Origin of the sequence: Lactiplantibacillus daowaiensis (assembly GCF_005405085.1) — a bacterium.
GTDB lineage: Bacteria > Bacillota > Bacilli > Lactobacillales > Lactobacillaceae > Lactiplantibacillus > Lactiplantibacillus daowaiensis.
Genome location: NZ_BJDJ01000022.1, coordinates 1 through 12814, shown reverse-complemented (window position 1 = coordinate 12814; position 12814 = coordinate 1). Strand labels below are relative to the sequence as shown.

At 44.8% G+C, this 12814-nt stretch carries 6 protein-coding genes; 1 reads left to right on the top strand and 5 read right to left on the bottom strand.

From position 1 onward, the window contains the following. Positions 1-44: 44 nt before the first annotated feature. Positions 45-872: an alpha/beta hydrolase gene (locus FFM75_RS12000; RefSeq protein WP_137629404.1), complete on the bottom strand. Its 828-nt coding sequence runs from the start codon at positions 870-872 to the stop codon at positions 45-47. A 181-nt stretch (positions 873-1053) separates the two neighbouring features. Here FFM75_RS12000 and FFM75_RS11995 point away from each other — a divergent pair, with 181 nt between their 5' ends. Continuing rightward, complete coding sequence (locus FFM75_RS11995; RefSeq protein ID WP_137629403.1) at positions 1054-1776, top strand: GntR family transcriptional regulator; 723 nt, start codon at positions 1054-1056, stop codon at positions 1774-1776. 386 nt (positions 1777-2162) lie between these two features. Here the strand turns inward: FFM75_RS11995 and FFM75_RS11990 are convergent, their stop codons facing one another. From FFM75_RS11990 to FFM75_RS11975, 4 genes are all read right to left on the bottom strand, one after another. After that, the gene (locus FFM75_RS11990; protein ID WP_137629402.1) at positions 2163-4424 is read right to left on the bottom strand and encodes a mucin-binding protein; all 2262 of its coding nucleotides are present in this window, start codon (positions 4422-4424) and stop codon (positions 2163-2165) included. A gap of 393 nt (positions 4425-4817) precedes the next feature. Beyond that, complete coding sequence (locus FFM75_RS11985; RefSeq protein WP_137629401.1) at positions 4818-7625, bottom strand: mucin-binding protein; 2808 nt, start codon at positions 7623-7625, stop codon at positions 4818-4820. A 631-nt stretch (positions 7626-8256) separates the two neighbouring features. Beyond that, positions 8257-10140, bottom strand: coding sequence for a collagen-binding domain-containing protein (locus FFM75_RS13995; protein WP_171001501.1), 1884 nt, complete (start codon positions 10138-10140; stop codon positions 8257-8259). Between the two features lie 295 nt (positions 10141-10435). After that, positions 10436-12628 carry a collagen-binding domain-containing protein gene (locus FFM75_RS11975; protein WP_137629400.1) on the bottom strand — a complete coding sequence of 731 codons (2193 nt, stop codon included), beginning with the start codon at positions 12626-12628 and terminating at the stop codon, positions 10436-10438. Positions 12629-12814 lie beyond the last annotated feature (186 nt).

The following is a 12814-nucleotide window of genomic DNA, read 5'->3' as shown; positions in this document are numbered from 1 at the left end:
GCAGCTCCTTAGTCGTGTTTGAATGATCAGCTTACTTTAATTGCTTATTCTGATGCCAATAACCCTTGAGTCTGTAGCCAATGTAACGCTAATGGCACCCATTGAGCTGCTTGCTGATTCAGATACTTCGCCTTATTAGGTTTGGCCGTTACATGATTGGCTAACGATAGACCGTGAATCCCCGTCCCAAATAAATGATATTCTGTTGGCACTTTCAACCGCATCAAGGCTTGCACATAAAGCATCGAGTTCATGGCTGGCACCAACTCATCGGTCACTGTCTGCCAAACGAAACTTGGTTTAGTGGCAGCGGTGGCCGTCGCTTGGGCTGCCCACAAGTCTTCATCCGTGGTGATGCGTTGTCGATAATCCGCGGTGGTTGGAAAACCAGCTGTTAAGTCAATCACCGGATAGCCCAAGATCGTCGCGGCGTGTTGGCCGGCATATTGGTCCAAATGATACCGCGTCCGTAATGCCGGATTGGTCGCCACACTGTTAAACGTCGCCACCACGTGTCCCCCAGCCGAAAAACCAGCTAAAATGATCCGCTGCGCATCGATATGATGCGTTGCCGCTTGATCATTGATCCAAGCAAGCGTTTGGCCGACTTGTTGTAACGCCGTTGGATAAACGGCTTCCGTCGGTGTCATTAACTGATAATCTAAAACGACTGCATGCATCCCAGCAGCCGCAAAACGTAACGCAATCGGTTCGGCTTCACGATCGGAATGGTACGTAAAACCGCCCCCAGGACAGATCACAATTACTGGATAATTAACTGCCGTTTCAAAATCGGCAATTTGGTCTAACCAATATGCCGTTAGTTTAAACGGCCGGCCCCCCGCCGTTAATGTTTGCTGTTCCACTTGCATTTGACTACCCCCATTTTTATTCAATCAACGCTCTTTGTGTTTACGCTTACATTATAATCAGGGCGCGTCATGCCTGTCAATTTTATTCGAATAAATTTTGAAATTTATTCGCTCTTTTATCCCCTAAAACGCTCACATTTGCTATAATATAAGTATCATAACTATCACGAAGGTGACAAACATGGCAAAAAATACGTTTGAAACAATCTATGAAACCTTGAAGCAACGCATTCTGGCCGGCACTTATAGTATCAAGATGCGCTTACCAATTGAAGACGATCTCATTACTGAATTTGACAGTAGTCGCTATGCCGTTCGTAAGGCGATTAAACAATTAGCCGATGAAGGCTTAGTTTATAGCGTTAAAGGGCGTGGCGTCGTATTGCTTGAACATACCCCACAGACGCAACAATTTAATTTAAACCTCGGGCAGTTATCGGGCATCAAAGCGATGAACGCTGATCGTCAACTGGATTATCGGACTGACGTTGTTAGTTTTAAACAGGTCATCGTTGACGCTGACCTCAGTGAACAAACGGCGTTTGAAATTGGGATTCCAGTCTATGCTATTCAACGGGTCCGTCTCTTCAATGGCCAACATGCCGTCATTGATATTAATTACTTCAATGCCCAGCTCGTTCCTGGCATTACTGCTGAGATTGCCCGTAAATCGATTTATCACTACATCCAAAATGACCTCAACATTAAAATTGCCGTCGTTAAACGGATGTTGCGCGTTGACTCAGCAAACAAAATTGACCGTGAGCATTTAGAACTTGGGGAAAATAATTGTGTCGGCAACATGATTAGCATCGCTTTTAATGATGCGGGACGCCAATTTGAATATACCGAATCACACTTTATTCCAAATGAATTCGTCTTCACCCAACTCATTCGTAACTAAACTTTACCAACTGCACACCACCCTTGGGCAACTTGCCAAGGGTGGTTTTGGTGTCTGCAAATTGACCTAGCATCATGCTTACATCATTGTGGATATTGAATATCCATTATTAATTCAAATATTTTAAACCGATTTATTCGAATATATATTGACTATTTGATGATACTGATTATAATAATGGTTATAAAAGCTAATGGGGGTTAGCCTTTATACCGACTAGACCAATTTGGTCACGGTATGTGATTGCGGGGTCAAGGAATTAGGCGTGGTCATAGGAGTATGTCATAAAATAGCCGAGCAGTTTTTAACAACTGCTCGGCTATTTACTGCGGTGCCACCACCGCATCCAACCGGCATAACAACTATATTTAAGGGGGAAAGCTAATTTAACGTGGTCGGCGTCGGCGCCAACCTAACCGGCTCAAGCCTAAAGTGAGTGCCAAAAGTAACGCCCCCCACCAACCAGTTGACGGTGCCTCAGTAGTCTGTGGTAAATGAGTGCTTGTCACTTTAGAACTCCTGGTTGGTTGCGATAACACAATCGCGACTGGTCGCTTAATTGTACCGGCTACTGAATGTGCAAAAACCAACTGACCAGTTGGCTTTGGCAACACATAGCCTGCACTTGGTTTTAAGCCTTGTGGGGTTGTGCCGGTGTGAACCACCACGCTTCCCGGTCGATAACCTTGCTGTGGTACCGGTACTGGTCGTTGACCTGGAGTGGGTGTTCCAGTTGGTTTAAGCGAGGCTTCCGGCTCTGGCACTTCTGGCGTTGGTTTTTCCGGTGCTGGTTTTTCACCTGGTTCTGGCTTTTCACTTGGCTCTGGTTTTTCACCCGGTTCTGGCTTTTCACCCGGCGCAGGTTTTTCATCTGGTGTTGGTGTCGGTACTGGATTTGGCGTTGGTGTTGGATTCGGCTTTCCAGGCAAAATTAAGACTGGGATATAGTTGAACTGCACAACGATTGGTGTTACACCATACTGTCCTTGCGCATTAGTTGGCAACTGACCATCCCATTCATATCCTGTAATCATTGGTGCACTAACCTGATAATCCGTACCCAATTTACCCGTAAGTTGTTGTGCCGGCGCTAGTTCGGTCGTCGAGCCGGCTAAATAATAAGTTACCGTGACTTGGCCCGTGGTAACGTCACTTTCTTCCGGATGATAAATCACTAACACCTCGCTATCTGGGGTTGCCACGGTCACGGCTGGATCTGCTGGTACAACTTGTGGCTGCGCAACATAACCGCTAATTTCTGGTACTTGATGTGTCGCAAAACTCGTCATAGTGGTCGGAACCCAAGGTTGGTAAGTCACTTCGCCAGTGACCTGATCTTTAATGGCCGTCCGCGTAAACGTTAATTGTTCAACTAACGGTTCAACGGCCAGCTGACCATCTAAATATTGATACCGAATCGTTCGCGTCACGGTATGCGTTAAATCAGCTGGACTAGTTGGTGTACCTGGCACTAGCATCTCGAATTGATGGGCTAACTTCACCACATATTCTGATAAACCATTGGCATCAGTAAATATCCGACCATCAGTGGGGTAATCATCGCTAATTAATTGATACCCTTGCTTTAAGTAAGTCGCAATTGTCGGTACTGTTTGATACGTAGCCACACTGTTAAATGGCCCTGTGAGAAGATCAGTTTTTAAAATTGTTTTCGTCGTGGTATCGAAATACGTGACCAGACTATGAATCGTTTTCGGCGTATAAATCAAAATAACGGTCCCGTCAGTTTCTGGAAACGGCCCATAAGCCGGCAATCCATCTGGACTAACTTCCTTAAAATCATAACCCGCAATTTTAACTGGATTGATTCGATAATAATCGCCAATTTGACCAGCACTCATGACCCGTTCTGGTTTAATCGTTTGACCAGCTTCATCGACATAACGCATATGAACGACGCCTGCAGGGGCTGCTGTCTTTGTGGACTGTAAATGAATGACTTGTGAACTTCCAGTCACAGCATCGCTATTAGCTGCTTCAAAATCAGCTTGTAAGGCTGGTTGTACTTTCGAATCAGCCAAGGTCACAACTGTACTATCCGTTACTGCAGTACTGGTCGCTACACTAGCTTGGCTAATCACAGCCGAATTTGCTAAGCTGGTTGCTGGATTTTCCGATGTTGGTCCACTAAGTGAAGATAACGTATCACTTGGTGCTTCGCTATATGATGGCGCACTAGTCGGAGTGGTTGCGCTAGCTGCTGAACTGACCGTACTTGTTACACTAGCCACTTCACTTGGTGCGTCGCTTAAGGCACCACTTGCAACTGTGGTAGTCGCTGCAGCACTAGTAGTATGACTAGTTTCGCTTGAACTGACAACACTCGCCGACTGACGGTTAACAGCATTTGTCGCGCTAGTCGGCGCTAAACTTGTCGCTGTTTGACTTGTCGCTGTTTGACTTGTCGCTGTTTGACTTGTCGCTGTTTGACTTGTCGCTGTTTGACTTGTCGCAACGACTGCTGTCGACGCAGTCGTTGCTGCCTGAACTGGCTGCCTAACCGTTGCTAACCCCAATAATGTGCCACTAACGATGAGTAACATCGCTGTTTGCCAGTTTTTGCCAGCTTTATATAGTTTATAGCGTTCAGTCACTTTGGACTGACGTTGAAGTTGTTTAATACGCATTTGGTACACTTCCCTCTTAAAAATCCTCCTCTATCTCATTGGCACCTTAGGTTTAGCATGCCAGCTATGCTAGCACCAACTCTGCGGATTACATTGGTCTAAAAGTATGGCGCACCTAGTCACCGACTAGTTTGTTAGTTTTCCAAAATAAAGGGAACGCTACGAAGAAATTTGTATCAACTTTCTTATCAACTCAGCCATTTCACTTAGCTAGTCGCCTATCCCCACAAAGAAATTCATAGCGACGCATGATCAACCAAATCAGTCCGTTGAAATTAAGTTTGCTCAGCCTAAATATTTGTTGACTGTCCTAACCAACTTTGCCTAAAATATCGCCACCTACACAATCATAGGTGGCGACATGCTATATCAGGGATTCATCAATTTAATTGATTATAACTTTTTTCGCCGTAAACCTAATTGGCCAAGTAACCCCATTAAGCCTAGCGTTAATAAGCCTAAAACATTAGTTGGTCCCACTTGGCTTTCATCCGTTTGTGGCAACCGATGATCAGCTGCCAAAGGTGCCACTTTGGCTTTCGTTAAACCAACAGCTTTTCGCTTTAAACCAGTCTTTTTATCAAACGCTGATTGTGTTCTAGGCTTGCCAACTCTCGTTGTGCCAATGATCTCGCCATGTTCGTTATAAACTGGTTGCCCACTTGTTGCTAATTTGTGAAATGCCGGTGTTGCCGAATGGCTGGCTTTCAACAAATGTAACTGCTTCGCCGGTGTTTTTCTCAATGACTTACCCTTTGTAGCGGTCAATTGCTTTTTGCCAGCGGTCTTCGTCTTTTGCTTAGGGGTGGCAACTTTTGATGGTTTCGTCTTGGTCGTCGCTGTTGGCGTTGCACTTGCCGTTGGGGTCGCTAACGTGGTCGTTGGCGCGGCCGAAGTTAGGGTGCTCGTAGGTGTGGTTGACGCAGCACTTGCCGGTGCACTCGTCACTGGAACGTAATAATAGTCAACGGTAGTTGGTGCAGTGGTAAATGTCCCTGCCGCATCACTTGGTGCTAACGCTAATGCATAACCATCAATATCTGGCGCTGAAGTGGCATATGGCGTATCGTATCCTCCAGTTAATTCAGTGCTTGGCGCTAGCGGCGTGGTCGTCCCATTCAAATAGTAGTTAACGGTTGCCGTTTCAGCATCTGGTACATAGTGGACCGTCGTTGCAACATCTGGACTCGTTGCAGTTAGCCCCGTTACAGCAGCTAACTCAGGGGTGGCTGCCGTATAACCAGTAACCGTTGGTGCGGTTACTGCAGCAAAGCCATCAGTCCCCGTCGTACGCCAAGTCCCGTAAGTTGGGGTACCAGTCACTAAATCAACCGTCGCATTCCGCGTAAATAACGCCGTTTGTTTAGTTGGTGTGGCAGCTGATTGACCATCAGGGTATTGGTAGGCCACTGTTTCGGTAATGAAGCGTGATAAGTCTAGCGTACGTGCCCAACCTGCTGGTAATAACGATTTGGCAGTTGTTGGGGTAACAGTGACCGTCTTATGTGCCAAGTCAATTGTATACGTGGCCGTCGTATCTGGTTGATCAAAGATTAATCCAGTCGCTGGGAATGGATCGCTAGTCACCTGATACCCTTGTGATGTATAGCCAGCTAAAGTTGCCGTTGGAGTGTAAGTTGTCGCTGAACCATAAGTCCCCATTAAGTCTTCAGATGACAATGTCTGTTGAGTGGTCGTATCATAATAAGTTACTGTGGCATGAACCACATCCGGTGCATAGATGAAGGTGATTTGTCCCGCTGCGGCTCCTAACGTCCCACTAGTGGCAGCACTACCAGTACCAACTTGTTCACATGTATACCCTGTGATATTTAGCGGCACAATCGTATAAGTCGTCCCAATATCACCAGTAATCTTTGTTGCGGTAGCGACTGGATGACCATCTAAGTCAACATAATTAATTGTTAAACCTCCGGCCACAGCGGATGCACTAGTAGCCGTGGAAGTGGCCGTGGATGACGAAGCACTAGAAGCAGCTGAACTAGCTGTTGATGCTGCACTGGAAGCCGCTGTTGCACTAGAGCTGGCGGTACTGCTTGCACTCGTTGCCGTGGAACTGGCTGGTGTTGCTGCTGAACTTGCCGGCGCTGTTGCGCTTGAACTTGCGGCACTGCTTGCACTTGTTGCCGTGGAACTTACCGGTGCTGTTGCGCTTGAACTTGCGGCACTGCTTGCACTTGTTGCCGTGGAACTTACCGGTGCTGTTGCGCTTGAACTGGCAGCACTGCTTGCACTCGTTGCTGCGGAACTAGCTGGTGTTGTTGCACTTGAACTGGCAGCACTACTTGCACTTGTTGCTGCGGAACTAGCTGGTGTTGTTGCACTTGAACTGGCAGCACTACTTGCACTCGTTGCTGCGGAACTAGCTGGTGTTGTTGCACTTGAACTGGCAGCACTACTTGCACTTGTTGCTGCGGAACTGGTTGACGTTGTTGCACTCGAGCTGGCGGTACTGCTTGCACTCGTTGCCGTAGAACTAGCTGGTGTTGTTGCACTTGAACTGGCAGCACTACTTGCACTCGTTGCCGTGGAACTGGCTGGTGTTGCTGCACTTGAACTTGCGGTACTGCTTGCACTCGTTGCTGCGGAACTAGCTGGCGTTGTTGCACTTGAACTAGCAGTACTACTTGCACTTGTTGCCGTGGATGCTGCTGAACTGGCTGGCGCTGTTGCACTTGAACTTGCGGTACTACTTGCGCTTGTTACCGTGGAACTGGCTGGTGTTGTTGCACTTGAACTAGCGGCACTGCTTGCACTCGTTGCTGTGGAACTAGCTGGTGTTGTTGCACTTGAGCTGGCAGCACTACTTACACTTGTTGCCGTGGAACTAGCTGTCGATGCTGCTGAACTTGCCGGCGCTGTTGCGCTTGAACTGGCGGCACTGCTTGCGCTTGTTGCCGTGGAACTAGCTGTTGACGCCGTACTTGTCGTTGACGCGTCACTAGCGGTCGTTGCCGTTAAGGTTGCCGTATTGCCGGCGCTTGACGTGGCACTTGTTACTAATGGTGCTGTCGTTGTATCAGTCGTCGTAGCTGCATGAATTGGCTTGATTAACGTTTGTGTCCCGATTAGAAGTCCACCAAATGCTAGCACCGCTGATAAGTACCATTGTTTACCTGCTTTATATAATTTATAATGCTCTTTTAAATTTCTGGTTCGCTTTAACTGTTTTAGTCGCATGTTACAGAATCCCCTCTCTTAAATCCATGCAATTCAAAATTGCATCTTAGGTTTACCATGTCGACTATCAGACCACAATTTTGAGATCAGCAAACAGATCGAATCCAACATAAAAGTTATCTCTAGGTGTTAGGAAGCTTACTTTAATAGTTATTACTTATTATGATTTCTCTCATGCCAGCAACTAAAAAAATAGCGGATTAGCTGATTAACAACCGTTCAGATAAATGAATTATTTTATATCAGCTGGTCAATTACGGCATCAAACAAAATGACAGGTTGAAATAATTTATCATTGCCGCTGATATTTTGTTAAGTTTCACAACCTAATTGCATCTAATAAACTGTCTAAATTAGGAAAGCAACCAAACTAAGCCTGCTAGTGTTAGTCATTTAGGTGTAAATCTATCAGTAATAATTGCTGCTAAAATCAATCATCGATATACTATTAATCATGAAAGAGTTAGATTATAAGTATAATAGCTACCAAGCTTTTTCATGGGGTCAAGGAGTCATTTAATATCATATTCGGGGGATTACCATTGTTAGGGTCAACTGCCAGCAATGGTTTTTTTCATTCTCTCAAAAAAATGCCTCTTCATATTCAGAGACATTTCATCAATCACGTTTATTAACGCCGCCGGATTTTCCAAGTAATCGCCACTGTACCTAAGGCAAGTCCAACACCAGCGGTTGCAATCATGACATGTGGTCGCTTAGTTCCGGTCTGCGGTAATGCGGAAGCCAGCAACCCCTGTGTCCGTACTTGCGTTAATCGTGTTGCTTTGATTGGTTGGTTATTGGACCTGGCTTGCGCAATATCATGGTCCAATTGTGATAAGACAACTTGTGTTGCTGTTCGTCGTTGCCTTATTGGTTTAGCTAAGGCGGCATTTAACGCTTTAGATCGTGTCGCGGTTGGTGCTACGGCTTGATCATAATCTTCTGAATAAAAGTAGGCTGGTTCTAGATCATCATCATTAGCCACTGCTAAATCGCCGTCGGTTGACTCATTGATTCCTTCTGAATCCGTTGGCTCCTCTGGGTCAGTCGATTCTTCCGGGTTAATAATTTCTTCTGGGGCTGGGGCTGGGGCTGGCTCTGGCTCTGGCTCTGGCTCTGGCTCTGGCTCCGGTTCTGACTCTGGATCCGGGTCCTCACCATTAGGTTCATCTTGTAAATCCCAGCGGTGCGTTTCACCAGTAGTTGCAACCTTTGCCGCAATCATATTGCCATCTAAATTATGCTTTACTAACAAGGTCGCTTGTGGGGCCGAGACACTGCCTTGAAACGTATTGTTAAACGTAATCGTACCGACAAATGCTTGCTGATTAGTCGTAAAGTTCCATAGCAAATGATTATCACTAAAATAGTCACTTTCATGATTGTGACGCTCGGTGCCATCTGTATAAGCTAACTTAATTTGTGCGTTCATTTGATACGTATCAGCACCGCCAGTATCTACATTAATAATCACCGTCGGACCATCTTGACTTGGCGTTAATCCTTTAATCTTTAATGGTCGGTCCAATGACAAGACGTCAGCAGCTAATTCAATCACAATTTGACCAGCTTTATTGACCGGCAAATCGCTAATATCAATCACACGGTTATTCTCATCCTTAAAATCTGTCTTAGTATATTGCTTTTGACTCGTCAGTTGACATAAGCTTAAGCTTGTCTTGTGCAACTCTTGGAATTCTTGATCAAAATCAATATAGACTTGATTATCTTGATCTTGAAAAACTTCTTTAGCTGATAAATGATCTAGATAAATGCCATTTACTTTTGGTCGCTGGCTTTCGGTTAAATCAATCATCACTGCCTGACCAAAAATAACTTTATTGGTCCGATTGCCACTTGCCGTGACAAATGAACTCGAAAAAATTGACTCAAAATGTTGTAAATATGAAATATCACGTGCAATTAAGCCACTGATATTTTTTGTCCCGAAGTCACTCTTACCATGCAGATTTTGAACAGCCAAATTACCATTCGTATGCACATTTAAAGTCGCTTCCCGGGCAAAAATATGAAACTGTGACGCAATGCCCAGCACATTATTCAGGTTGGGATAGTCATCATAGACCGAGCCACCCGATGGCACCATTGCACTAGCTGACGCCTGATTAGTACTGGTTGCCGCTGCTTTAGTCCGTTGTGTTGATTTAGCTGAACTGGCTGTCTCACTAGTCGCTGATGCCTTCGAAGTCGAATCACTAGTAGTGCGTTGACTTTCTTCAACCGCATACTTTTCAGTCACTTGATAGACTGCATCATCATCATCATCGGTCGTTGTTGTCGCTTTTGATGTTTCGGTATCAGTCGTTTCTTCACTAGTATTAGCATCATCGCTACTTGTCGCTGACTGATCAGTTGTCACTGAGCTGGCTGACTTAGTATCATTAGCCGCCATCCAATCATGCCCATTTGTTACCGCCCAACCACCGACCATCATGAGCACTATCCCCACTAGTAACCAACGCCATAACCGTCGTGCACGTTGCTTTTTCATGACATACACCCCCGCTAACTTTCGTTTATCCTGGGTCTAAATCCAACCTAATCATGGTTGTGCCACATCCTTTCTTTCAACGCATCAATTCAATTGTGATTTTCTTATCGTAATCATAATGTGTCTATGTGATTTTGACAATCAATATGCATTTTTCAGTTTTTGAATTCCTAATTTATCAGTATCCAGATTGATTAAAATTAATTGTCAGTGGAAATAATCGTTTGAAATCCAATTCACATTGTATAAAAAAAGCAACCTGGAATTTAATCCAAGTTGCCTTAAATCATCTTATTTAGTTACGCCGTTTCCGTCGTGCAGCAAAGCCGCCTAACGTTAAGACACTGGCCAAAACCAAGCCCATTAATTGAGCCGTATGATTTTGCGCTTCATCTGTTTGTGGCAAGGTCACTCCAACTGCTTTAAAAGCAGCGATAACCCGGGCCCGTAACGCTTCCAGTTTAGCAACCAAAGCTTGATCACCAGCCGCTTTAGCCTTAGCAATAGCGGCATCTAACTTCGATAACAACGCTTCTTCGGCTTCAAGTTGTTCATCCTTTGGTAATGCCAAAGCTTGGTCTAATTCATTTTCAAATGATTCTTCAACCGCTTTGTCATAATCTTCGGAATACAAGTATTCTTCGTCTTCTGGTGTTTCTTCATTTGGTACTGCCGTATTAGGATCTTCGGAATCTTCTGGTTCTTCAGTATCAGGCGTTTCTGGTTCTTCGGGATCCACTGTCCCTGGGGTTTCCGGTTCTTCAGGATCTACCGTTCCTGGCGTTTCTGGTTCTTCAGGATCCACTGTCCCCGGTGTTTCTGGTTCTTCAGGATCCACTGTTCCTGGGGTTTCCGGTTCTTCAGGATCTACTGTTCCTGGATTCTCTGGTTCTTCAGGATCTGGATCCTTTTCATTATCGGTATTATCTTGTAAGTCCCACCGGTGCGTTTCAGCCTTAACAATAACTTTATCGGCAATAATATTACCATCTAAATTTTGGTTGGCGACCACCGTTGCAGAAGGTGCTAGCACACTACCTTGGAATGGGCGGTTAACTTCGATGGTACCCGTGTATTGCTTGTCGCTGGCAGTTGAATCATAGAAGTTCCAAAGTAAATGGTTATCCCCAAAGTCTTCAGTTTCTTGGTTATTCCGGTCAGAACCATCCTCATAAACAACTTTGATTTGAGAATTGATATTATAAGTTTCTTGGCCTTCGGTATCAACATTGATAATAATCGTATTACCATCTTTATCACTAGAAAGCCCTTTGATGGTCAGTGGTGTGTCCCCATTCAAGACATCAGCTGAAAGGTTAATGACGATTTGACCCTTTTCATTAGGGGTCATATCAGTAACATCAATCACACGATTATTTTGATCTGGGAAGTCACTAGCGGTGTAAGTTGCATTGCTAGTCATTTCGCTTAACGTTTCATTCGTCTTCTTTAATGCGGCGAATTCCTTTTCAAAATCGATATAGACGTTACCATTCTTATCTTGATAAACTTCGCTAGCTAACAAGTGATCAATAGGTGTGCCATTGACAGTTGGTCGGTTAGGATTGCTGACATCGATTTCGATGCCTTCACCAAAGATCACTTTGTTGACCCGGGTATCCCCAGCTGAGACAAATGAACTGCTGGCAATATTGGCAATATTTTGGATATAAGAAATATCTTTATCCAATAATTCTTCAATAATGTTGGTCCCAAAGTTAACATTCCCAGTTAAAGTACCAACGGCAATATTCCCGTTAGTATGGGCATTTAATTCGGCTTCATTGGCAAAAATATGGAATTGTGATGAAATGCCTAAGATATTATTCAAATCTGGATAATCATCATAAACCGATCCACCATCAGCGACCGCGTCATTAGTCGTCGCGCTGACATTGGCCTTAAAACTGCTCTTAAAGGTCTTAAATGTGGTCGTAGCAGAGTTTAAACTAACACTCATTGGTGATACTGATTGAACTGAATCCGTGTTGTCATCACTAGCAACTGTCGTCGTATCCTTAGTGCTGGATGCTGAACTGCTACTGGTTTCAGTCGTTGATGACGTACTGCTTGAGCTGACCGCTGAACTATTCGATGCACTAGCTTGTTTGCTCGTAGCATCGTTTTTGCTTTGGTTAGCTGTATTTTGCGCCGTCGTTGTTTTATTAGCACTACTCGTTTGCGTCGTCCCATCAGTACCAGCTTGTTGGTCCGTAGCCGTACTGCTGCTAGTTTGACTCGAACTACTGCTTTGACTACTGCTGCTTGAAGCAACGCTACTTTGTTTGGTGACTGAACTGCTACTCGAGGCTACCGAGCTTGATTGACTGCTACTAACAACTGAAGATTCACTACTACTGCTGCTATTTGTCGCTGTATCGGCCTTGACGGTCACACTAGCACCGCCGAGAGTCAGTAAGACGGCACAAGCAAAGGCCCATTTGCGGCCAATTTTATACATCTTAAAATGCGTCCGTTTGCTTTCCATACATACACCCCACCTAAAATTCAATCATAATTGCTTAAGATTCCCTTAATTCACCCTCTATTTTCACGCTTTTACATGCAACATTCAACCACTATTAATGATTTTATTTAGGCAAATTCTATAATTAATCCGAACAGAAATTAAAAAGCCCAAAGCAATCACTTACAATGGTAGTAGCTAATTCCA

Excerpts from the sequence above, each read along its gene's own strand:
- FFM75_RS11995 (WP_137629403.1), top strand. The coding sequence starts at position 1,054 with ATGGCAAAAAATACGTTTGAAACAATCTATGAAACCTTGAAGCAACGC.
- FFM75_RS12000 (WP_137629404.1), bottom strand. The coding sequence starts at position 872 with ATGCAAGTGGAACAGCAAACATTAACGGCGGGGGGCCGGCCGTTTAAA.
- FFM75_RS11985 (WP_137629401.1), bottom strand. The coding sequence starts at position 7,625 with ATGCGACTAAAACAGTTAAAGCGAACCAGAAATTTAAAAGAGCATTAT.
- FFM75_RS11990 (WP_137629402.1), bottom strand. The coding sequence starts at position 4,424 with ATGCGTATTAAACAACTTCAACGTCAGTCCAAAGTGACTGAACGCTAT.
- FFM75_RS11975 (WP_137629400.1), bottom strand. The coding sequence starts at position 12,628 with ATGGAAAGCAAACGGACGCATTTTAAGATGTATAAAATTGGCCGCAAA.
- FFM75_RS13995 (WP_171001501.1), bottom strand. The coding sequence starts at position 10,140 with ATGAAAAAGCAACGTGCACGACGGTTATGGCGTTGGTTACTAGTGGGG.